The sequence below is a fragment of the Rhodoferax sp. GW821-FHT09E07 genome, assembly GCF_059416145.1.
Genome location: NZ_JBWKOP010000008.1, coordinates 65,162 through 91,473 on the forward strand (window position 1 = coordinate 65,162; position 26,312 = coordinate 91,473).

Sequence of the window (26,312 nt, forward strand, 5' to 3'; positions counted from 1 at the left end):
CAAATCGGGCGCTAGCCCTCTATTTTATTGCGCAAGCAGCTACCAAAACCATAGCACGCTGCCTGCCGTTTCATTCTTCCAGCTTCAGCCCCTTGGGCAGCGGAAACTTCACGGTTTCCTCAATACCATCCATCTTGCGCACCGATACGGCGCCCAGCGCCTTGATGCGGTCAATGACGGCCTTCACCAGAATCTCGGGGGCGCTGGCACCGGCGGTCAGGCCCACCCGGGAGCGGCCCTCAAACCACTCGGGCCTGAGCTCATCGGCGTTGTCCACCATATAGCTTTCGGTGCCCAGCTTCTTGGCCACTTCACGCAGGCGGTTGCTGTTGGAGCTGGTGGGGCTGCCCACCACGATCACGATGTCCACCTGCGGGCTCATCACCTTCACCGCGTCCTGGCGGTTCTGGGTGGCGTAGCAAATGTCTTGCATCTTGGGTTTTTTGATCAGCGGGAAGCGGGCCACTACGGCGGCGGTGATGTCGGCCGCATCGTCCACGCTCAGCGTGGTCTGCGTCACCACGGCCAGCTTGTCGGTCTGGCTGGGCCGCACCTTGGCCACATCGGCGACGTCTTCCACCAGGTGAATGCCACTCTCCAGCTGCCCCATGGTGCCTTCCACCTCGGGGTGGCCCTTGTGGCCGATCATGATGAACTCATAGCCCTCTTTGTGCAGCTTGGCCACTTCCACGTGCACCTTGGTCACCAGCGGGCAGGTAGCGTCAAAGATCTGGAAGCCGCGGCGCGCGGCCTCTTTCTGGATTGCCTGGCTCACGCCGTGGGCCGAGAACACCAGCGTGGCACCCGGCGGCACGTCGTCCAGCTCTTCGATGAAGATGGCGCCGCGTTCCTTGAGGTCATTGACCACATAGGTGTTGTGCACGATCTCGTGGCGCACATAGATGGGACGGCCGAACTTGGCCAGAGCCTTTTCCACGATCTCGATGGCGCGGTCCACACCGGCACAAAAGCCGCGTGGCTCCGCCAGCAGAATTTCTTGCGGTAGGGTGATGTTCAAGGCGCCGCTCATAACACCCCGATCAACTGGACTTCAAACGTCACCGGCTGGCCGGCCAGCGGGTGGTTGAAGTCAAACAGCACGGCACGTTCGGTGCCCTCGCCACGCAGTTGCAGCACCACACCGGCAAATTGGCCTTGGCCATCGGGCGTGGGGAACTGCACCACATCGCCCACGTTGTAAGTTTCCAGCGGGTCGCCCATCTGCGTCAGCACCTTGCGCGCCAGCCATTGCTGCATGTCGGGGTTACGTTCGCCAAAGGCGGCGCCGGCGGGCAGCTCAAACGTGGCACGCGCACCCTCTTCCATGTCCATCAGGCAGGCTTCCACCGCGGGGGACAGCTCGCCCGTGCCCAGGCTCAGCGTGGCCGGCTTGCCGGTGAAGGTGTTGATGATGTCCCCAGCCGGGCCGCCCAGGCGGTAGTGCAAGGTGAGGAAAGAGCCCGCTTGGACGCGGGGGGTCGTGGTGGTCATAAAAGTCCCGATAAACTGCCCTCTATTGTAGAAAGCTTGCCCACCATGACCTTTGTCCGCCCCCTGGCCGGAACGCTGGCGCTCGTTTCGGCCCTGTCCCTGGGGCTGTGCGCGAGCTTGGCCCAGGCCCAAACCGGCCCCGCGGCCAATGCCCCAGCCACCCTGCCTCCTGCCGCTACTGCGGCCCCTGCCCCGGCGTGGACCGAAACCCAGTGGCAGGCCCTGTGGGATGCGGCCCAGCACACGGCAGGGCTCAATACCTATGAATTCAAATGGGTGTTCTACACCGACATAAGCCGCGCCCGCATGGCCCGCGTCAGCGGTGTGCGCAGCCCCACCACGATCACGGCGCCCAACCTGATCGCCGTGCCCCGGGCCATCCGCCTGGCACTGGTGAACCTGTATGTGCCCGGCGAAAAAAGCGAGCTGATCCCCTTCAACAACCGCGGCACCAGCGGCTGGGTGGTGGTGGAACTGGTGCGCGTGAGCCGCGCCGCGCCGCTGCGCACCGGCGCCGACTTTGAAAAAGATGCCCGCGACTGGGTGGCCAAGGGCCTGCTGCCCGCGCCCGACGTGCTGCTGTCTGACCCCACCGAGCGCGCCCGCGCGGCTTACTGGCGGGCACTCACGCCCCAGGCCGTGGCCGCCATTGCGCCCGACGTGTCACCCAATGTGGAGTACGGCAACTTCTTCACCCCGTTGACGCGGGCCATCCTGACGGAGAAGCGCGAGCTGGTCGCCGCTCTGCTGGACCATGGCGCCAACATCAACCAGTGCAGCCTGCTGGGCTGCCCCCTGCACCTGGCACAAGGCATGCCGGACGAGAAAAAAGCGCAGGATTGGACCCAGTGGCTGCTGGACCGCGGTGCCAAGCCCGACACCGTGGACAGCCGCCACATGGCCGCCAACGACACCCCACTGGCCGCCGCCGTGGGCCAGGGCCGGCTGGGCAGCGCAGAAGCCCTGGTGAAAGCCGGTGCCTCGCCCGACGGCGTGCCCCAGGTGCCCCACACCCCGATCTACCAGGCCGCGGTGAACCACCGCAAGGACATGGTGAACTGGCTGATCATGCGCGGCGCCAGCGTGCTGCCCTTTGCCGACCGCGGCAACACCACGCTTGGTGCACCGGCCCACCTGTACGCTGGCGCCCAAGCCACCGAGGACAAAGACTTCATCGCCTGGGCCGAACAAACCATGGTGAGTGCGGCGCAGTCCTCGCCCGAATACCGCTTCAACGCCTTTCTGGAACAGGGCAAGCAGCGCTTTCCACTGAAAGACGGCGCTGCGCTGACGATCAAGGCTGCCCCCTTCAAACTGGTGCTGGAGCTCAAGCCCGGCGAATCCACCGCCGTGAACGTGGGCGCATCTTTCGAGAAGGCCTGGTCGGACGAGGTGCGCCGGGGCGACAGGCGCAACCCACTGTTCCACCCGTTTTCCTCGGGCGCACTGGCCGAGCCGCCGTCCGAAGATTCGTACGACCTGCTGGTGGGGCAGCCCTGCCCTGCTACGGCCAAGGCCGACGACCTGTGCCCCGGCGTGCTGTTCACGCTGCAAACCGACAGCGCCAGCCGCAAGGATTTCCATGAGCTGCGCGCCGGCAGCAACGAATACGTGCGCGAGTCCCGCCGCGTGTTCGACGTGTCGGTGGACAAGGGTACCGCGCAGCCGCTAGAGCAGTTTCAGGGGAAGACGCTGTACCTGGTGCTCAGCGCCGGGCTGAACCTGGGCGGCATTGACGGCCTGCGCCTGGTGGGACCGCGCTTTGTCAGCCTGAAGCTGCAAAAGTAGAAGAACACAACGCCATGCCGCTCAAAGACCTGCCCCTGGAAGCGCAGCCGCGCGAAAAGCTGCTGGCCCGAGGCCCCGGCGCGCTCAGCGATGCGGAGCTATTGGCTATCCTGCTGCGCACTGGCATCGCAGGCAAGGGCGTGTTGCAGATGGCAGATGAGCTGCTACAACTCAAAAACCATAGCACCCCGCGCAATGCGGACGGGGGCCAGGGCGGGTTTGGCGGCATAGCCGGTCTGCTGAATGCCACGGCAGACGACCTCCAACGCGTGAAGGGCTTGGGCCCGGCGAAGCGCGCCGAGATCGTGGCGGTGCTGGAGCTGGCCCGCCGCGCCATGGCCCAGCGCCTGCAGGAGCGCGAAGTGTTTGCCGATCCGCAGGCCGTCAAGCACTACCTGCAGCTGCACCTCGCGGCCAAAGGGCATGAAGTGTTTGCCGTGCTGTTTCTGGACACACAGAACAAGCTGCTGGCCATGGAAGAACTGTTCCGTGGAACGCTGACACAGACCTCGGTGTATCCCCGCGAAGTTGTCATCCGTGCGCTGCACCATGGCGCCGCAGCCGTGGTGCTGGCGCACAACCACCCCAGCGGCACCGTGCAACCCAGCCGTGCCGACGAGGCCCTCACCCAGACACTGAAGGCCGCGCTGGCGCTGGTGGATGTGCGTGTGCTGGACCACATCATTGTTGGGCCCGGCCAGGCACTGTCCATGGCCGAGACCGGTTTACTCTAAAGGGCTGCCATGAAAATTACCGCCCTGTCCGACCTCAAGCTGGTCAAGAAGGAAATCGAGGCCCAGGCCGCGCGGGAAGCCGCGCTAGCTGCCCAAAAGGCGCTGGAGGCCAAACGCAAAGCCGCCGCCAGCAACCTGTTCCAGGCGGCCATCGGCAAGGTCAAACCGATGGAGCCACCCCAGCGCGCCAAGCTGGCGCCGGAGCCGCCCAAACCCATCCCCAAGCAACAGATGCTGGATGACGCCGCTGCACTGCAAGAAGCGCTCAGCGATGAAGTGGATGTGACCACCCTGCTGGACACCGACGAACACCTGAGCTTTCGCCGCCCCGGCGTGGGCACCGACGTGACGCAGAAGCTGCGCAAGGGCAAGTGGAGCATCCAGAAACAGATTGACCTGCACGGCTACCGCAGCGACGAGGCACGTGAGGCGCTGGGCGCCTTTATCCGCGAGGCGCACAAACAGGGCATCCGCTGTGTGCGCGTAGTGCATGGCAAGGGCCTGGGCTCACCTGGCAAGGCGCCGGTGCTCAAGGAGAAAGTGCACAAGTGGCTGGTGCAAAAAAGCGAGGTCGTGGCCTTTGTGCAGGCCCAGCCCGCCCAGGGTGGCGCGGGTGCGCTGGTGGTGCTGCTGCAGCCGCTGAACCGCTAAGGCAGGCGCGGCTCAGACAGCGACGTTGCGCATCCAATCGGCAGTCTGAAAGAACGAGGTCTTCAGCCGCTCGCGCAGTTCGTTCGGCACACCCGTGTCGCCCATGGCCTGGTCCATGCAAGCCAGCCACTGGTCGCGCTCCAAGATGCCGATCTTGAACGGCATGTGCCGCGCACGCAGCCGCGGGTGGCCAAAGCGCTCCACAAAGTAGTCGGGGCCACCCAGCCAGCCGCACAGAAACCAGAACAGGTGGTCGCGCGCCTTGTCCAGGCTGTTGCCATGCGCAGCCCGCAGCGCCGCGTAGCCAGGCTCCAGGTCCATCAAATCGTAAAAACGGTCCACCAGGCTACGGACCACGGCCTCGCCGCCTATCCATTCAAACGGGGTGATACCGGTGGGGGCTTCGTCAGTCATGCAGATGTATAAGAAATAGGGCTCTAGCCCCTGCAGAATATGCGCGAGCAGCTATCAAAAGTATAGTACTTTCGGCCACATCAAGTGGCCGCGCGGCGCAGCGTTTCCACCACCGGGCGCGTCAGTACCTCGCGCAGGCCCCACCAGCCCGCAGCCAGCGCCAGCACGGCACCGGCCAGCGCGCCCAGCAGCGGCACCCACAGCGACACGGTCCAGTCAAACTCGAACACATAGCGCGCCAGCGCCCAGCCCACGATGGCCGCAACGATGGACGCCAGAAAGCCCGCCAGCAGGCCCACGCCGGCCAGCTCGGTGCGCTGAACCTGACGCAACAGGCTGCTGCCAGCGCCCACGGCGCGCATGATGGCGAACTCGCGCGCACGGTCCTCGCGCGTGGCGGTCACCGCGGCAAACAGCACCACCAGGCCGGCGGCCAGCGTGAAGCCGAAGAGAAACTCCACCGCGCGTATCACCTGGTCCAGCACGCGCTGCATCTGGTTGATGGTGCTGGTCATGTCCACATTGGTCACGTTGGGAAACTGGTGCACCAGCGCGTTGTCGAAGCCCTTGGTCTCTGGGGCCTTGAAGGCGCCCATGAACGTGCTGGGCACGTCCTTGAGCACCGCCACCGGGTACATCACGAAGAAGTTGGCACGCATGGAGCCCCAGTCCACCTTGCGCAATGAGGTGATCTTGGACTCGGTCTGCATGCCGCCAATGTCAAAGCGCAGGCTGTCGCCCAGCTTTAGGTTCAGCGTCTTGGCAATGCCCTCTTCCACACTCACAGCGCCTTCTTCGTTTTCCGTCCATCGGCCGCCCACGATGAGGTTGTGCGGCGGATTCTTGGCGCTGTGCGAGAGGTTGAACTCGCGGTCCACCAGGCGCTTGGCGCGGTCTTCGGTAAAGTCATCGGGCGAGATGTCCTTACCATTCACCGCCACCAGGCGGCCGCGGATCATGGGGTACCAGTCGAACTTGGTGACGCCCTGATCGGTCAGCGCCTTGCGGAAGGCATCGGACTGCTCGGGCATCACGTTGATGACAAAGCGGTTGGGCGCATCGGGCGGCGTGGCCTTGCGCCAGCTGCTGATGAGGTCTGTGCGCAGCAGCACCAGCAGCACCAGCGCCAAAAGGCCCACAGACAGCGCACTCACCTGCACCACGGTGTAGGCCGGGCGGGCCGACACCTGGCGCGTGGCCAGCACCAGCCAGCGTGGCGCGGTGGCCTCGTTCACACTCTTGCGCAGCAGCTTCACCGCCACCCAGCTCAGGCCCGCAAACACAAGCACCGCGGCGGCAAAACCGCCCACGGCGATGAGGCCCAACATGAGGTCACGGCTCACCGTCAGCAGCAGCGCCGCAAAGCCGGCCACCCCAATGGCCAGCACGCCAACGGACGCGGGGCGCAGGTTGCCCACATCGCGGCGGATCACGCGCAGCGCAGGCACCTGGGCTAGTTGCAACACGGGCGGCAGGCCAAAGGCCAGCAGCAAGGTGAGCCCCATGCCCAACCCCAACGCCACCGGCCACAGCGATGCCGCAGGCAAGGCGGAGTCCACCAGACCGGCCAACAGCGCCACAAACAGGTAGTGCACGCCAAACCCGATCAGCACGCCCAGCGCGCTGGCGAACAGGCCCACCAGCGCAAACTCAAACGCGTAGCTGCTGGCAATGGTGCGCTGGGACAGGCCCAACACGCGCAGCATGGCGCAGTCGTCCAGGTGGTTGGCCGCAAAGGCCCGCGCCGCCAGCGCCACGGCCACAGCACTCAGCAGCGCCGCCAGCAGTGCCACCAGGCTCAGAAATTTGTTGGCGCGGTCCAGCGTCTGGCTCATCTCGGGGCGACCGCTTTGCAGCGACTCCACACGCACACCGCGCACGCCACCGGTCTTCACCTGCGCATCGGCCCAGGCCACAAACTTGCGCACCGCGGGCTCATTTCCTGCCACGGCCATGCGGTAGTTCAGCCGGCTGGCGGGTTGCACCAGGCCCGTGGCAGCCAGGTCGGCCTTGGTGATCATCACGCGCGGCGCAAAGTTCATGAAGCCACCGCCCCGGTCGGGCTCGATCACGATGATCTTGTCCACGGTGAACTGGCTGTCACCCAGCAGCAGCGCGTCGCCCACTTTGAGGCCAATGGCTTCCAGCAGGGCGGCATCCACCCAGGCCTGGCCTTTGGCGGGTGTGTCTTTGGTGGGGGCGTCGGGTGCATCCGGCGCAGTGCTCAGGCGCAGGGCGCCGCGCAACGGGTAGCCGGGCTCCACCACCTTGAGCGCCACCAGCTTGGCCGCGCCGCCTTGGGCGTCGCTGGCGCGCGCCATGGTGGGAAACCCCAGCGTGTGCACCACCTGCAGGCCCAGCGTGCGGGCCTGTGCTTCAAACGCGGGGGGTGGCGGGTTGTCGCTGGAGATGACGGCGTCACCGCCCAGCAGCTGGCGCGCATCGCGCTGCAGGCCGCCTTGCAGGCGGTCCGCAAAAAAGCCTACCGCGGTGAGGGCCGCCACAGCCAGCGTGACGGCGACGATAACCAGGCGCAGATCGCCAGAGCGCACATCGCGCCACAGGGTGCGCCAGCCCAGGCGCCAGAAAGAGAGGTTCATACCGCCACCTTAGCAGCTTGGGAAAAGCCACAAACAATGCGGGTGAGGTTTGCGCGGTGCCGCTTGCGCCTGGGCACATTGAAAGTGTGAACTTTCGGATTGGGCCAGTTGCAGAAGTCGGCCAATGCCAGCTTTCTGGATGACGTTCCGTGTAACCATATTTGTACTGGTATCCTTTGCAGATGCAGTACATCCGCTCCCTCGATATGTTGTTTTTGGACGAACTGTTCAAGAGTGCAACAGGGTGCAATATCGAAGCCGCAAACGAACAGCTGCAGGCATTCGCACCTGGTGCAATTGGCTCAATTCCGCGATACTTCTCGCTTCAGCGTGAACTTGCATGGTATGCAAAAAGTTAATTGTTCGCTCCAGGATGGCGGCGGGGAGTCAAATACGGACGAACCTAAACGCCTTACGTTCATCGACGTTTTCGCCGGCTGTGGCGGTCTGAGTCTTGGCTTGATGCAGGCTGGCTGGACTGGCCTTTTTGCGGTGGAGAAGGACAAATTCGCCTTCGAGACCTTGAAGGCGAATCTGCTAGCGCGCCAAGAGGGGCATCGTTTCCAATGGCCTGGATGGCTCCCGCAACAGCCGATCTGTGCCATGGAACTACTTGCTAAGCATTCAGGAAACTTGGCATCGCTGTCCGGTCAAGTCGATCTGATGGCCGGCGGCCCGCCGTGCCAGGGTTTCTCCAGCGCCGGGCGGCGCAAGGCCGCCGACCCGCGCAACGCTTTGATGGACAGCTACTTGAAGCTAGTGCGGAAGGTTCGCCCAAGAGCAGTGCTGATCGAGAATGTGAATGGCATCACCGTGGACTTCGTCGACGAGTCCAGCGACGACGGTCGTATCAACTATGCCGAGAAGTTGGTGCGTGAGCTGTCAAAGGACTACCGCGTACGCTGGAAGATGATTAAGGTGTCAGACTACGGCGTTCCCCAGGCCAGGGTGCGCTTCTTCCTGCTGGGCCTGCGTAAGGACATCCAGGAATCCCAAGATCCCTTTGAGGCATTGGCTGGTAGCCGCAACCAATTCCTAAAGTCGAAGGGGCTCTTGACGACGACAAGCGCTTCGGCTGCTATATCCGATCTCGAGCTATCGCGCGGCAGCGTAATCGATTGCCCCGACAGCAAAGGATTCAGCGCGATCGCCTATGGACGCGCGAGGACGAATTTCCAAAAGCTTATGCGTGCAGGAAACGAAAAGACCCCCGACAGCTCCAGGCTAGCGCGCCACAGGCCGGAGATTATCAAACGCTTCGAGCGGATCATCGACATCTCGCACAAGGACGGCCGACTGAATGTGTCGATCAGTCGCGAACTCCGGGAATTGTTCGGCCTCAAGAAGATGGCGCTGCGGGTGCTCGATCCCGATCGTCCGTCGCCGACCATCACTAGTATGCCGGACGACCTGCTTCACTACCGCGAGCCTCGTACCTTGACGGTTCGGGAAAATGCACGACTGCAGAGCTTTCCAGATTGGTTCCAGTTCCGGGGCAAGTACACGACAGGTGGCGAACTTCGAAAGCAGGAGGTACCGCGGTTCACACAGGTCGCGAACGCAGTTCCCCCGTTGATGGCGGAAGCTATCGGCAAATCTGTATCCAACTGGCTGGCGACTTCGGCGCCTAATCCAGGCTGACGTCTAGCAATACCGCGATGAGCATGAAGTTGTCGCGGTGATCGATCAGCTCTCGCCGCAGGGCGGTCATCTCCTCGGCCGTCCAGTTTTGCTCCATGCCGACCATCCTCAGCTTGCCGTCTTGCCGCCTCAGCATCGCGTGCGCAAGCTTGTTCCGCCGTTGGACGACGCCGTTGATGTAGCCGTCGACCTTAGAACGCTTTCTGTCGTGCTCAGCATCCCATGTCGCGAGTCGTTTCAAGAGATTACCCAGCCTATCCGAAGCAGTAAAGATGTGCTTTTTCTTCATTAGACTGGCGAGGTCCCCTTTCAACGCCACCTTTTCGAGTTCCTCGCTCCATGTCTTGAGCTTCTCCCGCAACTCGGCGACGATCTCGGCATGCAAGGTCTCCTTTTGCGTGTCCTCCAGTGCGTCGTGAATCTTGAGCAGGCTGCGCTCCACGACGAAGTCGATGTCGCTGGAGGCTGACATCACCACGCCTCGCATGTGGTCGAGGTCCATGACCTTGCTCAAGAGCTTTTGGATCGCCTTCGTAGCATTGCCGACGAGCCCCGGCCTAGACGAGAAGTAGATGCCGTCCACACTGGCTTTGAACGCGATCTCGCGGAGTTTCTGTACGTCGGTCCCCGAGTAGAAAATCACGTCCTTGAAGGGCAGCTTCTTCCGCACTTGCAGTAGCGCCTCTTCCCCTCCAGTGCCTTTACCGGTCAAATCGTAGTCCACCAAGACCAGATCGATGGCATCGTCGTGGACATGCTCCGACACGGTCGCATCGACGGCATCCAACGTAGCGACGGGTATGACGTTGAGCTTGAAACCGAGATCGTCCAGGGAGTATCGAAGCCCTTCTTCGAAGCTGCGGATATGTTGCGGCTGGTCATCGATCCACAAGATCGTGAAGTCGAGTCTCATGCGGTCACCTTAATGTCGAACTTAGCACCGCGTCGGACGGAAATATCTACCGAGATGCTACCGCCCATCTCTCCTAGTACCTGCCGTACGTGGTACATACCGATCCCCGAGCCGGAAGTCCTGGTGAATCCTAGTTCGAAGATCTGCCCAACGTCCGTGATCGAGGGTGAGAGCCCCCGGCCATTGTCTGTGACCGTCATGGCCAATGTCTTCTTGTCCGGGTTCGAGAGATCGAAGACAACCTCGGTCGCGCCGGCTCGCTCGGCATTACTAATAAGGTTGTCGATCACGATCGAGACTTCGATCGGCCGGAATCTCTTGACCAGAATGGCTTGGTGCCGACCTACCTTGAGTTCAATGCCTGATCCGAGGAACGGCGCAGCTCCCTGATTTAGGTAATCGTCGACGTAGGCCGCCAAATCTCCCTCGATGTAGTCGGACTCTAGCCTGAAGTTCGCTTTAGTCGCGAGCCGTGAGATCGACAGTACTTTGTGGTTCAGGAACGCGATGTTCTCCAACCGGGCCACTGTCTCCTCGGGCGACAGTCCATTAACCTTCGCCGCAGCGACGCAGTTCTCAATCTGCTGCTTGGCGTCGGCGGCGTAAATGGTGATCTGGTGGTGCAGGTTCAGGATCGTGTCGTGGTCGAGGGATTTGATCGACATAAGGAAACGCGTGCGTTTTTGCTCCTCGTCGAGGTCGACCTCGAGGCGGCTGACGTCCCTCCTCGCCAGATCCGCGATGCGTTCGGCCGCCTCACGCGCACGACGCTCCTCGTCCGCGATCTTGACGGCCTCAGACTCGGCCTGCCGGAGCTCCGCGAAACGCGTCTCGGCTCGATCAAGGCTTTCGAGCATCGACCCATCGCCACTCTTGAGCGCGATGGCCCGGAGGCTGACCATCGATTCCTCAAACTGGCTTGATCGCTCGTTCAGGATGCCGATCAGCTTCTTGCTGTACTCCAGCACCTCGACATCGGCGTCGTCGATCAGCTTCGCGAATGCACCAGCAACGCGGGCCTTGCCTGAGTCGGTCAGCAAGCGCGAAAGATCTTCCGTGTTTTTCTCAGCTCGATCGACCCATGTGACGGGCACGACGTAGCGCTCAAGCCGCTTGAGGCAATGTTCCCAGAAACAGGCCTTCAGCTCGTCCACGGCAAGAGAGTTAATTAAACCCTGATTTCGGCTGGATGCCTCCTTGAACAGGTCCTCCGGTCCCGAAACGTCAATGCGGCCGATGATGTCACGCGTTCCAAGGAAGCGCGCATAGCCTTGTTGCTTTCGACGGTCGATTCCGAACGAATCGTCGCCTTCCTCGCCGATGGGATAGACCCGGAACCCGTTGCGGAAAAGGAAGGCAGAACCGAAACTGACCGACGATACGCCCATCCGGCGGGCAAATGTCATTTTTGCCGACTGGTTCAGGTAATACAGCTCGCACCTGAATCCGGATTGCTGGAGCCACGGATAAGGATTCGGCTCGCGAATCCGATATACGAGTTCTCCTCGGTCGGTCAGCGCGCTGTCGATGTAAGCGCCGTCGTCGGAAAGCGATACCTCGATGAATGTTGTCTTGTCCCTGAGAGTCGAGAAGATGAAGTTGCCGACGGGGCCGTTGACGACGTCGTTCGGGCTAAGCTCCTCAGTCCTTCGTGGAGACCGGGCCTCCGCCTCGTCGGCCGCGATCTGCTCTGGCGCAACTATGTTGATCTGGAATCCGTCGACGCCGCTGCCGAACGGATTTATGAGCTTGGCGAGCGACGCCTTAAGCTGCAATATTCGATGCCGGTCCCAAGGTAATCGGTCCCCGGGATTGACCTTGATGAAGATCGCGGTGCCATGCTCAGGAACGTCTACTTCAGGCGGCAACGTAAAGGCCTCCCGCTCCGTGTAGCGCACGGGAATCTTGTCGAACTGCTCTCTCAAGTCGGCCTCGAACAGGCTCCAGTCCACGAAGACTTCATGGACAGGCCCGTTCTCTCCCGACGAACGCGTCTGCATTAACAGCGTGCTGCCGAGCCTATCGGACGAAAACCGACCAATGCCCTTACTTCCTGCGTAGTGTTTGCGCTCGGCGATCAACTCACGGAACTGACCGGGCGCAGCCGACGCATTACCTCCGTCGCTCTTAGATGAGTACGCGACGAACAGCCACTTCTTGGTCAGATCATCGAACGTCATGCCCTTGCCATCGTCAACAATGATTAGGCCTTGCGACGAGAAGTAGAGTTGCACGTGCCGCGCGCTGGCATCGAACGAGTTCTTGACGAGCTCGAAGATGGCGACCTCGTCGTTTGTAATCAAGTCGCGCCCAATTACGCGCTTCAAGCCCGTGCTCACGTCGAAGTGGAGTTCTTTCGATGTCATAGAGTGCGAGTTCTAGTTAGATGAGCAAGATCGTCATTGGCTGCACGTTGTCGGTGTTGGCCTATTCTTAGCTGCGGGGAGCTGCAGGAATGTTCGATATTCCATGTCGAGCAGAACATTCCGAACACATGGCCAGAATTTGAAGCGCGCGACACGCGCCACGAGATCATTCTCCGAGACGTAATAATTAGCCCAAAGTGGCCAAAGTTATAACTTCCGCGACTATTTGAGCCGCCGAAGTCGTGATGGGCGTCATGCTTCGCCATGCTGGTGCCTGCCTCCCCTCAGACGTGCGTCGAAAACTAGATTATCTTTTGGACATTATTGCCGAAGTCGTTCGCGTAAGGTCTCGGACCACACGCCCAAGACTACGTAGGTGTTTAACGCAATGGATCGAGTGGTGACCAAAAGAATCCGAAACAGAAAGATTCAAGATGCCATTTTGATACTGCGGACGACAGAGGTCGGCTTTCCCTTTGTGACCCAACTCAGCACCTCGCGGAATGCCGCCCAACGAAAGAAAAGGCCGCGCTAAATCACCCCGCCAAACATCATCACATCCACGAGGTCACCTTCGGCCACCTGGCCCTGGGCGTGGTGCAGCACGATCAGGCCGTTGGCCTGCACCATGGAGCTCAGCACGCCCGAGCCCTGGTTGCCCGTGGTACGCACCTGCAAGCGGCCATCCGGTCCAGTGCTGACAATGCCGCGCTGGTATTCGGTACGGCCGGCCTTCTTGCGCAGGGGCTGCTCGCTGTGGGCCTGCAACAGCGGCAGCGGCTGGGGACGTGCGCCCATCATCTGCAGCAGCGCCGGACGTACCAGCGTCAAAAACGTGACCATCACCGCTACCGGGTTGCCAGGCATGCCAAACAGCACCGTGCTGCCAATGCGGCCCACGGCAAACGGGCGGCCGGGGCGCATGGCGATGCGCCAGAAGGCCACATCGCCCAGCTTGGCCATCATGCCCTTGGTGAAATCGGCCTCGCCCACGCTGACGCCCCCACTGCTCAAGATCACATCCGCTTGTGCGGCCGCGCTGCGAAACGCAGCCTCCAGCGCGGCGGGTTCGTCGCGCACCACGTCGAGCTCGATGACTTCGCAGCCCAGGCGGTCCAGCAGGCTGGTGACGGTGTAGCGGTTGCTGTCAAACACCGCGCCCTCGCGCAGCGGCTCGCCCACCGACAGCACCTCATCGCCGGTGGACAAATAGGCCACGCGCAGGCGCCGCGTGACCTGCAAAGTCTGCAAACCCAAACTGGCCGCCAGCCCCAGTGCAGCGGGCGTGAGCAGCTCTCCTTTTGGTAGCGCAACGCCCCCCTCCATCAAGTCTTCGCCGCGCAGGCGGCGGTTGTCGCCAGCCTTCAGGATGTCGGCGGGGATGTGCACCACGTCGCCTTCCTGGCGCGTGAACTCCTGTGGCACCACGGTGTCCAGTCCGCTGGGCAGGATAGCGCCGGTCATCACCTTCAGGCATTCGCCCGCGGCCACCGTGCCCACCCAGGCCTTGCCGGCCAAGGCGGTACCGACGCAGCGCAGGGCCAGGGCCTGGCCGGGCTGCAACAGGGCGCCGCTGAAGGTAAAGCCGTCCATGGCCGAGTTGTTGTGTGCGGGCACCGAGATGGGCGACACCACGTCCTGCGCCAGCACCCGGCCCGCGCACTGGCGCAGCGCCAATACCTCCACACCCGACACCGGGGCGACCAGGCGGGCAATGAAGGCGTTGGCGTCGTCCATCTTCAGCGCCTGCGGGTCATAGCCCTGCAGGGTGCGGGCAATCTCATCCAAAGTCATGGGGCTTCCAACTGGTATAGTTCGTCCAGGGTATTGGCATTGGCAAACGCTTGGGGGTCGTCGCCCGTCCGGTTGAAGGGCACCTGCGCCACGCGGTGCTGCGCCGTCCAGGCATCGACCTTGCGGCCACCGGCATCGAGAAACTGGCTCAGGCTGCCCAGCAGACTCGCCTTCATCAGGCAAAACACCGGCTGGCTGCGCAGGCTGGTCTGGCCGTCACGCCCGACCTCTGGCGCCTGCACCACGGCGATATCGGCCCGGGCCGCGTTCAGCGCGTCCAGCAGTCTCTGGGCCAGGTCCAGCGGGAACAGCGGGCTGTCGCACGGTACGGACAGCAACAGCGGGCTGGTGCACAGGTCCAGTCCGGCCTGAAATCCGGCCAGCGGTCCGGAGAAATCTTGTACACGGTCGGCAAACACACGCACCCGGCCGACGCCCCAGGCGGCCTCGCCCAGCGCCAGATAGTCCGCAGTGTTGCGGTTGGCGTTGATCAGCGCGCCGTGCAGCGGCCCACCCTGCTGGTTGGCCAGGCGTGTCAATGCATGTTGCGCCATGGGCAGGCTGCGAAAGGGCTGCAGGCCCTTGTCCACCCCGCCCATGCGCAGGCCGCGGCCACCGGCCAGCACCAGTGCGGTGATGTCAGTGAGCGCGAAGGCAGTGGTTGCAGCAGGTTCAGGGGTTGGCATTGGGGAAGAATAACTGCTCGCCGCCGATTTTGTAGCTGGCAATCACGCCCTGCCCTGTGGGCGATGTCACCCACTCCACGAACTTGTTGGCACCGGCCGCATTCACATGGGGGTGTTTGGCCCGGTTCACCGGCAACACGCCGTATTGGTTGAACAGCTGCTTGTCTCCCTCCACCAGCACCACGAGGTCGGCACGGTTGCGGAAGTTGAGCCAGGTGCCGCGGTCGGTCAGCACGTACGCACCCAGGGAGGCCGCCATGTTGAGCGCCGGGCCCATGCCGCAGCCGCATTCTTTGTAGTTGCCATACTTGGGTGCGTCCAGGCCCGCGAGCTTCCAGTAGCGCAGCTCGGCGGCATGGGTGCCGCTGCGGTCACCGCGTGAGATAAAGGCCGCCGGCCCCGCAGCAGCCTTCTGGAAGGCCGACACGATGTCCTTGCCGCGCACGCGGGCAGGGTCCGCTGTCGGCCCCACCAGCACGAAGTCGTTGTACATAACCGGCAGGCGCTTGGTGGCAAAGCCCTCCTGCACCAGCTTCTCCTCGGCCGCCTGGTCGTGCACAAACAGCACGTCGGCGTCGCCCCGGCGGCCCATGTCGATGGCCTGGCCGGTGCCCACGGCCACCACCTTCACGTCCAGACCCGTGGCCGCCTTGAAGGCGGGCAGCAGGTGGGCAAACAGGCCCGACTGCTCGGTGGAGGTGGTGGACGCCATGACCAGCGACTGGGCCGAGGCCAAACCGGATGCTACAAAAACAATAGCTGCTAGCGCAATGCGAACCTGGGCTAACGGCCTATTTTTCTTAAAATCTCTCATCAGACAGCCTCTCCTTTTACAAAATGCGCCGCTGCAGCCGAGTGGGCCTGCAGGCGGTCTTGGTCAAAAAATTCCGTGACGGGCAGGTCCGCCAGCACGCGCCCCTGCTCCAGGTACAAGACCCGCGTGGCCAGGCGCTTGACCTGGCCCAGGTTGTGGCTGGCGAACACGGTGGTGCCGCCATAGGCCTGCACCGCAGCCTCCACCAGGCGTTTGGAATGCGGGTCCAGACTGGCGGTGGGTTCGTCCAGCAGCAGCACCTCGGGCTCCAGCGCCAGGGCGCGTGCCAAAGCAACGCGCTGGGTCTGCCCCACGGACAGTTGCCTGCCGCTGCGCGGCGCCACGCTTTGCAGGCCCGCATGGGCCAAGGCCTGCAGCGCTGCATGGCGGGCCGCACGCCAAGGCGTGCCCCGCAGCCACAGGGCCAACGCCAGGTTGTTTTGCACCGACAGGCGCAGCAGCACGGGGCGCTGGAACAGCATGGCCTGCTTCATGCCTATCGCGAGCCGCGCCGTCCCTGCGCTAGGCGCCAGCAAACCGTGCAGCACGCGTAGCAAGGTGGATTTGCCACTGCCGTTGGCACCGACCAGGGCCACCCGTTCACCCGCCGCAATGCGCAGCGACACACCGTCCAACGCGGGTGGCGTACCCCGTGCGGTAGCCAGCACCACCTGCACACCATCGAGCTGGTAGAGCGCCGATGCCATGTCAGAGTGCCCCTTGCGCGCGCGCTGCCGCCGGCAAAGCATGGATACCCATCCACACCCGCAAGCCAGCAATCAGCATTTGCAGCACCAGCACCACGGCCAGCAGCACCAGGCCCAGGCCCATGGCCAGCGGCAGATCGCCCTTGCTGGTTTCCAGCGCAATGGCCGTGGTCATGACGCGGGTGAAGCCATCGATATTGCCGCCCACCAGCATGACCGCGCCCACCTCGGCAATGGCACGGCCAAACGCGGCCAGCGCCACGGTGAGCAAGGCACTGCGCTCATCCCAGGCCAGCAACAGGCCGGTGAGGCGCGGCCCGGCGCCCAGCGAGCGCAGTTGCTCGCCGTGCGCAGTGTGGGCGTCTTCCACCACCTGGCGCACCAGGGCCACCACAATGGGCAGCACCAATACGGTCTGCGCCAGCAGCATGGCCTTGAAGGAATACAACCAGCCCAGGGTACCCAGCGGCCCGGAGCGAGACAGCAGCAGATAGACCACCAGCCCCACCACCACCGATGGCAAGGACAACAGGGTGTTGAGCACGGCCAGCAGCACGGTGCGCCCCGCAAAGCGGCCAACCGCCAGCCAGGAACCCAGCACACAGCCAATCACAAACGCGATGCTGGTGGCACTGGCGCTAAGCGTGAGCGAACGCAACACGATGGACAGCAGCATGGGGTCCGCCGACACCACCAACAGCCAAGCCGCCTGCACGCTACCCCCCAGAGAACTCAAACGGGCGCCTCTGCGGTCTCGGACAGGGCCACGGTATCCAGCAACAGGCGCTGGGGTGCGCTGAAGCACAGAAACCGTTTGTTCAGCGCACGGCCGATGGCACACAGGCCCAGGCTCTGCGCGACGGCGTGGCCCATCTGCGTCATGCCGCTACGCGAGATGACAACCGCAATGCCCATCTGCGCCGCCTTCATGACCATCTCACTGGTCAGGCGACCGGTCGTATAAAACACCAGGCCTTCTGTGACCAACGGCGTGGTGCCAAGGGCCTGCAGCGCCATCCATCCGGCAATGGTGTCGATGGCGTTGTGTCGCCCCACGTCTTCCACAAACAGCAGTCGCTCGTCACCCCGGAACAGCGCGCAGCCGTGCACCGAGCCGGCCGACTTGTAGGTGCTGTCCTGCAGGCGGATGGTGTTGACGATGGCGTAGATCTGCGAGCGCTTCACCGTAGTGGCGGGCAACTGCACCCCCTCGATGTGCTCCATGACTTCACCAAACAGACTTCCCTGGCCGCAGCCGGTGGTGACCACGCGCTTGGCGGTTTTTTGGGCGATATCGACGATGCCCGTATGTGTCTTCACCGCAGCGGCGCCCACCTCCCAGTCCACGGTGATCGACTCCACCGCACTGGCGTCCGGCACCAGACGCTGGTTCAGCAGATAGCCCAGCACCAGCCATTCGGGGCGCTCGCCCAGCGTCATCAGCGTGACCAGTTCGCGCTTGTCCACATAGACGGTCAAGGGCCGTTCGGCCGGAATGTCCAACGCCTGGCGTTCGCCGTGCTCATTGGTCACCGCTATGCGGTGCGTCAACGGCGCACGGGCCTGGGTGAGAAAAGGTAAGGCGTGGGACATGGCGTGGTTCGCGGGGGCCAGGTTACCCTGCCACCACCGGGTTGGCACCATAACCACTGACGGCGGCGGGCACGCCACCGCGGCGGATGGCCACGGCGCAGTACTTGAACTCGGGGATCTTGCCAAACGGGTCCAGCGCGGCATTGGTCATCAGGTTGGCCGCCGCCTCGTAATAGGCGAATGGAATGAACACTGCCCCCTTGGGAGTGCCGTCATCGCGTCGCACATGGATAGCCACACGCCCGCGGCGCGACTCCACCGTGATCACGTCGCCGGGCTGCAGGCCCAGGGCCTGCAGATCGTCACCGCACATGGAGGCCGTGGCCATGGGTTCAATGGCATCCAGCACGGTGGCACGGCGCGTCATGCTGCCGGTGTGCCAATGCTCCAGCTGGCGGCCGGTAATCAGCACAAACGGGAACTCCGCATCGGGACGCTCATTGGCCGGGATGATGTCGGCCGGCACCAGGTGCACACGACCGTCGTCGGTGGCGAATTTGTCAATGAACACCGTGGGTGCGCCGGGGTCGTCCGCAGTCAGGCAGGGATAGGTGACGCTGGACTCGCGCTGCAGGCGCTCCCAGGTGATGCCCGAGATGGCGGCGTGCATGGCCTGGCGCATCTCTTCATACACCTCGGCCACGCCATCGCTATCACCCGCATAGTTCCAGTTCAACCCCATGCGCTTGGCGATCTGCTGGATGATCCACAGATCAGGCTTGGCCTGACCTGGCGGGTCAATCGCCTTCTTGCCCAGTTGCACCATGCGGTCGGTGTTGCTCACCGTGCCATCCTTCTCGGGCCAGGCCGTGGCGGGCAACACGACGTCGGCCAGCCAGGCGGTCTCGGTCATGAAGATGTCCTGTACCACCAGATGCTTCATCGATGCCAGCGCGTGGCGGGCATGGTTCAGGTCGGGGTCGCTCATGGCCGGGTTCTCACCCATGATGTACATGCCGTGCACCTTGTGCGGGTCACTGTCGTCCACCAGCGCCTTGTGCATGATTTCTACCACGGTGTAGCCGGGCTGGTCGTCCAGCTCCATGCCCCAGAAGTTCTCAAACCAGCCATGCGCGGCCTTGTTGGTCACGCGCTGGTAGTTGGGATACATCATGGGGATCAGACCCGCATCGGACGCGCCCTGCACATTGTTCTGGCCGCGTAGCGGGTGCAGGCCCGAGCCGGGCTTGCCAATCTGGCCGGTCACGGTGACCAGTGCGATCAGGCAGCGCGCGTTGTCGGTGCCGTGCACGTGCTGGCTAATGCCCATGCCCCACAGAATCATCGCTCCCTTGGCCTTCGCAAACTCCCGGGCCACCTCGCGAATCGTCTGCGCGGGGATGCCGCAAATGGGCTCCATGGCCTCGGGGCTGTAGCCCTTGACGTTCTCGCGCAGCGCCTCGTAGTTGCTGGCACGCTTGGCAATGAAGTCCTGGTCGGCCAAGCCCTCTTCAATCACCACGTGGATCAGCGCGTTGAGCATGGCCACATCGGTGTCGGCCTTGAACTGCAGCGTGCGCCAGGCGTGCTTGCCGATGTCGGTGATGCGCGGGTCGGCCAACACAATCTTCGCGCCCTTCTTGGCCGCGTTCTTCATCCAGGTGGCGGCCACGGGATGGTTGGAGGTGGGGTTGGAGCCGATCACAAAGATCAGGTCCGAGTGCTCCACGTCGTTGACCTGGTTGCTGACTGCGCCGGAACCCACGCCTTCGAGCAAAGCGGCCACGCTGGAGGCATGGCACAGGCGGGTGCAGTGGTCCACGTTGTTGCTGCCAAAGCCGGTGCGCACCAGCTTCTGGAACAGGTAGGCCTCTTCGTTGCTGCCCTTGGCTGAGCCAAAGCCGGCCAGGGCTTTTTTGCCGTAGGTGTCGCGCAGGTTTTGCAGACCACCTGCCGACAAGGCCAAGGCTTCTTCCCACGTGGCTTCGCGGAACACATCGGACCAGTCCGCAGTATCCCGGTTCAAATGGTTGAGTGCCTCGGGGTCTTTGGGCACACCGGCCTTGCGGATCAGTGGCACGGTCAGGCGCTGCGGGCTGGCCGCGTAGTCAAACCCGAAGCGTCCCTTCACGCACAGGCGGCTGTGGTTGGCCGGGCCATCGCGTCCGTCCACGCTGACAATGACGTTGTCCTTGACGTTGTAGGTCAGCAAGCAGCCCACGCCGCAGAACGGGCAGACCGAGTCCACTTTTTTGTCGACAATCTGTGAGCCCACTTGGGTCTTGGGCATCAGTGCACCCGTGGGGCAGGCCTGCACACATTCGCCGCAGGCCACGCAGGTGCTGTCGCCCATGGGGTCGTTCAGGTCGAACACGATCTCGCTGTGCGAACCACGCATCGCGTAGCCGATCACGTCGTTGACCTGTTCTTCGCGGCAGGCACGCACGCAGCGGTTGCACTGGATACAGGCGTCCAGATTGACTGCCATGGCTGGGTGCGAAATGTCAGCCTTGGGCTGTTCGCGGCGCAGTGCCTTGAGCTCGGGGCGCACCTGCACCTCCATGCGCGCAGCCCAGTCGCTCAGCTCGCCGTGTTGCTGCGATTCGTCTTTTTCGTTCCACTTGTAGCCGTTGTCGGGCATGTCGGAGAGCAGCATCTCCAGCACCATCTTCTGGCTCTTGACGGCGCGCTCGCTGGTGGCTTGCACCTCCATGCCAGCCGTGGCGCTGCGACAGCAGCTGGGGGCCAGGGTGCGCTCGCCCTTGATCTCCACCACGCAGGCGCGGCAGTTGCCGTCGGCGCGCAGGCCGTCCTTGTAGCAAAGGTGGGGAATACAGACGCCGCTGCGCTCGGCAGCTTTGAGAATGGATTCGCCTTCAAAAGCTTCAACGGGCTTGCCGTCAAGAAGGAAGGTAACCACCTGCGGCGTCACTTCAATGGGTTTGGTAGGTGCATTCATATCAGGACACCTCGTGGGCAAAGTATTTCTGCACGCAGCGCACCGGGTTGGGCGCAGCCTGGCCCAGGCCACAAATGGAGGCGTCGGTCATCACCACGTTCAAATCTTCCAGCGTGGTGTTGTCCCACACCGGGGCTTCCATCAACTTGGCCGCCTTGGCGGTGCCCACGCGGCAGGGCGTGCATTGGCCGCAGCTCTCATGGGCGAAAAACCGCATCGTGTTCAGCGCCGCATCGCGCGCTCTGTCATGCTGGCCCAGCACAATGACAGCCGCGGAGCCGATGAATCCGCCGTGCGGCTGCAGCGTGTCAAAGTCCAGCGGCACGTTGGCAAGGCTGGCCGGAAAAATTCCGCCCGATGCACCACCGGGCAGGTAGGCATACAGCGTATGGCCGTCCTGCATGCCGCCGCAGTATTCGTCAATCAATTCGGTCAGCGTAATGCCGGCGGGTGCGAGCTTCACACCGGGATACTTCACACGGCCACTGACACTGAAACTGCGCAGGCCCTTGCGGCCGTTGCGGCCAAAGCCGCTGAACCAGGCAGCGCCTTTCTCCACAATGTCGCGCACCCAGTACAGGGTTTCAAAGTTGTGCTCCAGCGTAGGGCGGCCAAACAGGCCGACCTGGGCGATGTAGGGCGGGCGCATGCGTGGCTCACCGCGCTTGCCTTCGATGCTCTCGATCATGGCGGATTCTTCGCCGCAGATATAGGCGCCGGCGCCACGGCGCAATTCAATGGTGGGCAGCGGGCATGGCGGGTCCGCCTGCAACCGGGCCAGTTCGGCTTCCAGAATGGCGCGGCAGCCGTGGTATTCATCACGCAGGTAGATGTAGCAGGCCTCAATGCCCACCACCTGGGCTGCAATCAGCAGGCCCTCCAGAAAGCGGTGCGGGTCGCGCTCCAGGTAGGTGCGGTCCTTGAACGTGCCGGGCTCGCCCTCGTCAATATTGATGGCCATCAATTTGGGGGCGGGCTGGTCGCGCACGATGCGCCACTTGCGTCCGGCCGGGAAACCTGCGCCCCCCAAACCACGCAGACCGGAGTCCTCCATCGCCTGGATGACGCTCTCAGCATCGTGCTCACCAAGGACCAGGGCCGCAGCCAAGGTATAGCCGCCGTTGGCGCGGTAGGTGTCGTAGCCGGCATAGCCGGGCGCAGCCTGCACTGCGTGCCGGGGCGGCGACACCGGTTTTTCAGCAAATTCATGCGCTACAAATTGTGTAGCGTCTTGCGCAGGTGGATGGCTGGCTGCAGCCGACTTCACCAATGCAACCACCGTCTCTGCAGTAGCCACGGGTACCGGATTCTGGTGCACCACCGCCACCGGTGCCTGCTCACACCGGCCCAGGCACGGCGCGGGAATCACCCGCACATCGGTGCTGCCCAGCAGGGAGGGCAGGCGCGCCAGCAAATCCTGGGCGCCTGCCATTTCACAACTCAGTCCATCGCAAACCCGCACAGTCAACTGCAGCACGGTCTCGCCCCCCCGCACCACCTCGAAGTGATGGTAGAAGGTGGCGACTTCGTACACCTCGGCCATGGGGATGTTCATCTCCCTGGCCAGGGCCACCAGATGCCTGTCGTGCAGGCAACGGTAGGCGTCGTTGAGCTTGTGCAGGTGTTCGATCAGCAGGTCACGCCGATGCGGCCCCGTACCCACCAGCGCCCGCACCTCGGCAATCGCCTCGTCTTCGGGCTGTCGGCCCTTGAGTTTGCTTTTGCGGCGGATGCGGTCGCGCATATCGTCCACCGTGGCCAGTGCTACGGCGGGAACATGCGGTGCGAGAACGGGTGCTGTCATGGCGCTCCTGGGATATCAAACAAACAAATCAGGCAAAGAACTTGGCGACGCTCTGCAGGGTGCGGTATACACCCCAGGCCAGCGGCAGGCCCACAGCCAGCCAGGCGAAAACCACCACCCAGCCAGGAATGATGTCTGCACCGCCAGAGCTGGCGCCGACTTCCGATGCCGCTGCACGCTCATGGGCCAGGCGCTTTTCCTCGGCCAGCTCGGCGTCGGTCATGAACCACTTATTGTCCAACGGACGCACCAGCAGGTTGCAGATCAGGCCCACCACCAGCATGCCCACCAGGATGTACATGGTCTGGTTATAGACCTGTTCACGCGGAATGCCCAGGCCCAGTTGGTACTCGCGCATGTAGTTCACCACCACGGGACCGAGCACACCTGCCGTGGCCCATGCAGTCAACAGGCGACCATGGATGGCGCCCACCATCTGGGTACCAAAGATATCGGCTAGATAAGCTGGCACGGTGGCAAAACCGCCGCCATACATGCTCAGGATCACGCAAAACGCGCCCACGAACAACACAATGCTGCCAGCCGCAGCGCTGCCGGGGACGCTGAAGTACATCAAACCGCCCAGCACAAAGAACACGATGTAGGTGATCTTGCGGCCCAGCTTGTCCGACAGGCTGGCCCAGAAGAAGCGCCCACCGATGTTGAACAGCGACAGCAGCGCGGTAAAGCCCGCGGCCACCGTGGCAATCGCGGCCAGCTGGGTCTTGTCCAGATCCACGAACTTGGCCTGCACACCAATCAGGGTGCCACCAAACACTTCCTGCAGCATGGGAGACGCCATGCCGATCACGCCAATGCCGGCGCTCACGTTCATGCACAGCACCATCCAGATGAGCCAGAACTGGGGAATGCCCCAGACTTTCTTCACATGCACATGCTTCTGCGTGATCATGGTGTTGTTGACCTGTGCGGGCGGCGGGGTCCAGCCAGCGGGCTTCCAGCCGGTTTCAGGCACGCGGTAGCCAAAGGCACCGGCCATCATGAACACGAAGTACACCAGGGCCATGACCACAAAGGTCTGCATCACCCCCACGCTGGTGGGGGTGGCAAAGTACTTCATCAGGTCTGCAGCCAGGGGGGAGCCGATCATGGCGCCACCACCAAAGCCCATGATGGCCATGCCGGTGGCCATGCCGCGGCGGTCCGGGAACCACTTGATCAGCGTGGACACGGGCGAGATGTAGCCCAGGCCCAGACCGATACCGCCGATCACGCCGGAACCCAGAATCATCATCCAGAACTGGTGCAAGTAAATGCCCAAGGCCGAGATCAACATGCCGCCACACCAGCACACGGCCGACACCACACCCGCCTTGCGCGGGCCGGCGCGCTCCAGCCAACCGCCCCAAGTGGCCGCGCTGGTGCCCAGCAGCACAAAGAACAGGGTGTACATCCACCCCAGGGTGGAAATTTGCCAGTCACAGCCAGTGGTAAACAACTGCCCCCAAAAGCCTACATCCGGTCCGCACTTGATGGCCTCCTTGATGCCCAGCGCTTTGGACAGCGGCAACCAGAACACCGAAAAGCCATAGGCCATCCCGATACAGAGGTGAATGGCCAGTGCGGCTGGCGGAACCAGCCATCGGTTGAAGCCGGGGCCAGCGATGATCCGTTCCTTGTCGAGTAATCCAGACATTGAGTCTCCTTTGCAATTGATGAAAACACCGGCTCACCGTCGTCCAAAGTGGCGGGCGCGAGTGTCACAGGTCAAGCCGGATGAATCCAATTGATTCATCACATGCATTGATTCAAAAACTAAATGCTGCATAGCGGCATTCAGTGGTGGGTCTTGAAACTGTCTACCGCAGCACCCAGCGTGTGGGTCTGGTCACGCATCTGCATGGCTGCGGCCGCCGCTTTCTCTACCAATGCAACGTTTTGCTGCGTCATCTGATCGATGGCGGAGACACTGCGGTTCACGCTCTCAATGCCGGCCCGCTGCTCCTGGCTGGCCTGGGCGATGCCATCGATGTAGCTCACAACCTCCGAAATGGCGCCGGTAATGTGCTCCATGGCCTGACGCGTCTTTTCCACCAGATCGCTGCCCGCCGCCACACTATCGACCGAAGCACTGATCAGGTCCCTGATCTCACGGGCTGCGCCGGACGAGCGCTGCGCCAAGCTGCGCACCTCAGAGGCCACCACTGCAAAGCCCCTGCCTTGTTCACCGGCACGGGCTGCTTCCACGGCAGCATTCAAAGCAAGAATATTGGTCTGGAATGCAATGCCTTCGATCAGGCCGATGATGTCGTTGATCTTGTTGGCGCTGGCCGAAATCTGCCCCATGGTGTGAACGACCTGCTGCACCACGTCACCGCCGTTGCTGGCAACACCGGAAACAGACGCGACCAGGCTGTTGAGCTGCGCGGCCTGGTCGGCCGTGTGCGCAACGGTGGAGGTCAGCTCATGCACCGCCGAGGCCGCAGCGTTCACTTCACCCGCCTGCTTTTCCGTGCGATTGGCCAAGTCCACATTGCCATCGGCAATTTCGTTGGTGCCCATGGCCACCACGGCAGTGGAGCTGCGGACCTTGCCCATCAGCAAGGTCAGACCGATATTGATGCTGTTGATGGCCAACAAAATCTGACCCGCATCGTCGCTGGAATCCACATGCACCTGCCGGGTCAAGTCACCCGATGCCATACGTTGCGAGGCCGCCCGTCCGGCGCTGAGTGGCCGGGCCACAAAGTGGTTCATCAGCAGGTAGGTGCAGCCCCACAACACCCCCACCATCACAGCACCCATGGCACAGGCCTGGAGGCTTCCCAACTGCCCCGTCAACCCCAGGAATACGGTCTGCACCAGAACATAAACGCAAGTGATGCGCCATGCCATGGCAGCCGACAGCCCCATGCCGGGCGAGGCCGTGACGTCCAGCCCCACAAACAGGATACCGATGACACTGCCCGAGGCGTCCTTGACAGGCTCATAGTGCGTCAAATACTGCTTGCCAAAAATGGTGGCATAGCCCAGGTGCGCACGGCCCTGCAGCACATCGTCATAGGCGGGCTGGGAGCGGTCCAGCGGCGTGCCAATGGCACGCTGGCCGTCCTGCTTGCGCACCGAAGTGGTGATGCGGATGAAATCATCGCCATCGCGCGCAAACACGGTAGCCACCAAGCCGGTGGACTGGCTGAAGCCATCCGGCAAGGCGAAGTCGAGGTTGAGGGTGCGCTGGCCATTGCGCAGCAGGGCCACCTGGCGGTCCTGCACTGTGACGCGCTGGCTGCGGTCCAGTGAGAAGGTATCGGGCAGCACTGCAGCGAACTTGCGGGCAGCCACTCTGACCCGCCGTGCGGGACTGGTAAAAGGAAACATCGGTGTCCAATCCAAAACGGCAGAGCCATCGCCAAATGCGAATACCCCTGCAAAACCCCGGCATGCAGAGCCCCGTTT

20 protein-coding genes are annotated in these 26,312 nt (G+C 62.9%); 4 read left to right on the forward strand and 16 right to left on the reverse strand.

Going from position 1 to position 26,312, the window contains the following annotated elements:
* Nucleotides 1-70: 70 nt before the first annotated feature.
* Nucleotides 71-1,012, reverse strand: coding sequence for a 4-hydroxy-3-methylbut-2-enyl diphosphate reductase (gene ispH / locus AC07OE_RS16445; protein ID WP_495071906.1), 942 nt, complete (start codon nucleotides 1,010-1,012; stop codon nucleotides 71-73).
* A gap of 14 nt (nucleotides 1,013-1,026) precedes the next feature.
* A complete protein-coding gene (locus tag AC07OE_RS16450; RefSeq protein WP_495071657.1) occupies nucleotides 1,027-1,491 on the reverse strand; it encodes an FKBP-type peptidyl-prolyl cis-trans isomerase in 465 nt (154 codons plus the stop codon).
* Nucleotides 1,492-1,536: 45 nt separating this feature from the next.
* On the opposite strand from AC07OE_RS16450, the gene AC07OE_RS16455 reads away from it, so the two are divergent.
* Genes AC07OE_RS16455 through AC07OE_RS16465 form a run of 3 tightly spaced genes read left to right on the forward strand, consistent with a single transcriptional unit; the run spans nucleotide 1,537 to nucleotide 4,664 of the window.
* Nucleotides 1,537-3,279 carry an ankyrin repeat domain-containing protein gene (locus AC07OE_RS16455; RefSeq protein WP_495071658.1) on the forward strand — a complete coding sequence of 581 codons (1,743 nt, stop codon included), beginning with the start codon at nucleotides 1,537-1,539 and terminating at the stop codon, nucleotides 3,277-3,279.
* Between the two features lie 14 nt (nucleotides 3,280-3,293).
* A complete protein-coding gene (radC, locus tag AC07OE_RS16460; protein WP_495071659.1) occupies nucleotides 3,294-4,013 on the forward strand; it encodes a RadC family protein in 720 nt (239 codons plus the stop codon).
* Between the two features lie 9 nt (nucleotides 4,014-4,022).
* Nucleotides 4,023-4,664: a Smr/MutS family protein gene (locus tag AC07OE_RS16465; protein ID WP_495071660.1), complete on the forward strand. Its 642-nt coding sequence runs from the start codon at nucleotides 4,023-4,025 to the stop codon at nucleotides 4,662-4,664.
* A 12-nt stretch (nucleotides 4,665-4,676) separates the two neighbouring features.
* Here AC07OE_RS16465 and AC07OE_RS16470 read toward each other — a convergent pair whose 3' ends face one another.
* Both AC07OE_RS16470 and AC07OE_RS16475 read right to left on the reverse strand, forming a co-directional pair.
* Complete coding sequence (locus tag AC07OE_RS16470; RefSeq protein WP_495071661.1) at nucleotides 4,677-5,078, reverse strand: group II truncated hemoglobin; 402 nt, start codon at nucleotides 5,076-5,078, stop codon at nucleotides 4,677-4,679.
* 80 nt (nucleotides 5,079-5,158) lie between these two features.
* Nucleotides 5,159-7,678: an ABC transporter permease gene (locus tag AC07OE_RS16475; protein ID WP_495071662.1), complete on the reverse strand. Its 2,520-nt coding sequence runs from the start codon at nucleotides 7,676-7,678 to the stop codon at nucleotides 5,159-5,161.
* Nucleotides 7,679-7,969: 291 nt separating this feature from the next.
* Between AC07OE_RS16475 and AC07OE_RS16480 the strand changes: the two genes are divergently transcribed.
* Entirely contained in the window at nucleotides 7,970-9,319 is a 1,350-nt protein-coding gene (locus tag AC07OE_RS16480) for a DNA cytosine methyltransferase (RefSeq protein WP_495071663.1), read from the forward strand.
* On the opposite strand, the gene AC07OE_RS16485 is transcribed toward AC07OE_RS16480, so the two are convergent.
* The 12 genes from AC07OE_RS16485 to AC07OE_RS16540 all read right to left on the reverse strand — a co-directional run bounded on the left by AC07OE_RS16485 (nucleotide 9,306) and on the right by AC07OE_RS16540 (nucleotide 26,198).
* The gene (locus AC07OE_RS16485; RefSeq protein ID WP_495071664.1) at nucleotides 9,306-10,232 is read right to left on the reverse strand and encodes a hypothetical protein; all 927 of its coding nucleotides are present in this window, start codon (nucleotides 10,230-10,232) and stop codon (nucleotides 9,306-9,308) included. The two genes, AC07OE_RS16480 and AC07OE_RS16485, sit on opposite strands and share 14 nt — an antisense overlap.
* Nucleotides 10,229-12,598, reverse strand: a complete 2,370-nt coding sequence (locus AC07OE_RS16490) for an ATP-binding protein (RefSeq protein WP_495071665.1) — start codon at nucleotides 12,596-12,598, stop codon at nucleotides 10,229-10,231. Before AC07OE_RS16490 ends, AC07OE_RS16485 begins: the two co-directional genes overlap by 4 nt.
* A gap of 531 nt (nucleotides 12,599-13,129) precedes the next feature.
* A complete protein-coding gene (gene moeA, locus AC07OE_RS16495; RefSeq protein WP_495071666.1) occupies nucleotides 13,130-14,392 on the reverse strand; it encodes a molybdopterin molybdotransferase MoeA in 1,263 nt (420 codons plus the stop codon).
* A complete protein-coding gene (gene mobA, locus AC07OE_RS16500; RefSeq protein ID WP_495071667.1) occupies nucleotides 14,389-15,078 on the reverse strand; it encodes a molybdenum cofactor guanylyltransferase MobA in 690 nt (229 codons plus the stop codon). Before mobA ends, moeA begins: the two co-directional genes overlap by 4 nt.
* Nucleotides 15,065-15,892, reverse strand: a complete 828-nt coding sequence (locus AC07OE_RS16505) for an ABC transporter substrate-binding protein (RefSeq protein ID WP_495071668.1) — start codon at nucleotides 15,890-15,892, stop codon at nucleotides 15,065-15,067. Before AC07OE_RS16505 ends, mobA begins: the two co-directional genes overlap by 14 nt.
* Nucleotides 15,892-16,599: an ATP-binding cassette domain-containing protein gene (locus tag AC07OE_RS16510; protein WP_495071669.1), complete on the reverse strand. Its 708-nt coding sequence runs from the start codon at nucleotides 16,597-16,599 to the stop codon at nucleotides 15,892-15,894. The genes AC07OE_RS16505 and AC07OE_RS16510 overlap by 1 nt, the downstream gene beginning before the upstream one ends.
* Nucleotide 16,600: 1 nt before the next feature.
* The gene (locus AC07OE_RS16515; protein ID WP_495071907.1) at nucleotides 16,601-17,275 is read right to left on the reverse strand and encodes an ABC transporter permease; all 675 of its coding nucleotides are present in this window, start codon (nucleotides 17,273-17,275) and stop codon (nucleotides 16,601-16,603) included.
* Between the two features lie 56 nt (nucleotides 17,276-17,331).
* On the reverse strand, nucleotides 17,332-18,192 hold the full coding sequence (locus AC07OE_RS16520) for a formate dehydrogenase accessory sulfurtransferase FdhD (protein ID WP_495071670.1): 861 nt from the start codon (nucleotides 18,190-18,192) through the stop codon (nucleotides 17,332-17,334).
* 22 nt (nucleotides 18,193-18,214) lie between these two features.
* Nucleotides 18,215-21,091 carry a formate dehydrogenase subunit alpha gene (fdhF, locus tag AC07OE_RS16525; RefSeq protein ID WP_495071671.1) on the reverse strand — a complete coding sequence of 959 codons (2,877 nt, stop codon included), beginning with the start codon at nucleotides 21,089-21,091 and terminating at the stop codon, nucleotides 18,215-18,217.
* Between the two features lies 1 nt (nucleotide 21,092).
* Nucleotides 21,093-22,895, reverse strand: coding sequence for an NAD(P)H-dependent oxidoreductase subunit E (locus AC07OE_RS16530; protein ID WP_495071672.1), 1,803 nt, complete (start codon nucleotides 22,893-22,895; stop codon nucleotides 21,093-21,095).
* A gap of 28 nt (nucleotides 22,896-22,923) precedes the next feature.
* Nucleotides 22,924-24,552: an OFA family MFS transporter gene (locus tag AC07OE_RS16535; protein WP_495071673.1), complete on the reverse strand. Its 1,629-nt coding sequence runs from the start codon at nucleotides 24,550-24,552 to the stop codon at nucleotides 22,924-22,926.
* 140 nt (nucleotides 24,553-24,692) lie between these two features.
* The gene (locus AC07OE_RS16540) at nucleotides 24,693-26,198 is read right to left on the reverse strand and encodes a methyl-accepting chemotaxis protein (RefSeq protein WP_495071674.1); all 1,506 of its coding nucleotides are present in this window, start codon (nucleotides 26,196-26,198) and stop codon (nucleotides 24,693-24,695) included.
* Nucleotides 26,199-26,312: the final 114 nt, after the last annotated feature.

Excerpts from the sequence above, each read along its gene's own strand:
- AC07OE_RS16515 (WP_495071907.1), bottom strand. The coding sequence starts at position 17,275 with ATGCTGCTGTCCATCGTGTTGCGTTCGCTCACGCTTAGCGCCAGTGCC.
- AC07OE_RS16510 (WP_495071669.1), bottom strand. The coding sequence starts at position 16,599 with ATGGCATCGGCGCTCTACCAGCTCGATGGTGTGCAGGTGGTGCTGGCT.
- AC07OE_RS16455 (WP_495071658.1), top strand. The coding sequence starts at position 1,537 with ATGACCTTTGTCCGCCCCCTGGCCGGAACGCTGGCGCTCGTTTCGGCC.
- AC07OE_RS16530 (WP_495071672.1), bottom strand. The coding sequence starts at position 22,895 with ATGACAGCACCCGTTCTCGCACCGCATGTTCCCGCCGTAGCACTGGCC.
- AC07OE_RS16535 (WP_495071673.1), bottom strand. The coding sequence starts at position 24,552 with ATGTCTGGATTACTCGACAAGGAACGGATCATCGCTGGCCCCGGCTTC.
- AC07OE_RS16520 (WP_495071670.1), bottom strand. The coding sequence starts at position 18,192 with ATGTCCCACGCCTTACCTTTTCTCACCCAGGCCCGTGCGCCGTTGACG.
- AC07OE_RS16490 (WP_495071665.1), bottom strand. The coding sequence starts at position 12,598 with ATGACATCGAAAGAACTCCACTTCGACGTGAGCACGGGCTTGAAGCGC.
- AC07OE_RS16505 (WP_495071668.1), bottom strand. The coding sequence starts at position 15,892 with ATGAGAGATTTTAAGAAAAATAGGCCGTTAGCCCAGGTTCGCATTGCG.
- moeA (WP_495071666.1), bottom strand. The coding sequence starts at position 14,392 with ATGACTTTGGATGAGATTGCCCGCACCCTGCAGGGCTATGACCCGCAG.
- AC07OE_RS16450 (WP_495071657.1), bottom strand. The coding sequence starts at position 1,491 with ATGACCACCACGACCCCCCGCGTCCAAGCGGGCTCTTTCCTCACCTTG.
- AC07OE_RS16465 (WP_495071660.1), top strand. The coding sequence starts at position 4,023 with ATGAAAATTACCGCCCTGTCCGACCTCAAGCTGGTCAAGAAGGAAATC.
- fdhF (WP_495071671.1), bottom strand. The coding sequence starts at position 21,091 with ATGAATGCACCTACCAAACCCATTGAAGTGACGCCGCAGGTGGTTACC.
- AC07OE_RS16470 (WP_495071661.1), bottom strand. The coding sequence starts at position 5,078 with ATGACTGACGAAGCCCCCACCGGTATCACCCCGTTTGAATGGATAGGC.
- AC07OE_RS16475 (WP_495071662.1), bottom strand. The coding sequence starts at position 7,678 with ATGAACCTCTCTTTCTGGCGCCTGGGCTGGCGCACCCTGTGGCGCGAT.
- AC07OE_RS16485 (WP_495071664.1), bottom strand. The coding sequence starts at position 10,232 with ATGAGACTCGACTTCACGATCTTGTGGATCGATGACCAGCCGCAACAT.
- radC (WP_495071659.1), top strand. The coding sequence starts at position 3,294 with ATGCCGCTCAAAGACCTGCCCCTGGAAGCGCAGCCGCGCGAAAAGCTG.
- mobA (WP_495071667.1), bottom strand. The coding sequence starts at position 15,078 with ATGCCAACCCCTGAACCTGCTGCAACCACTGCCTTCGCGCTCACTGAC.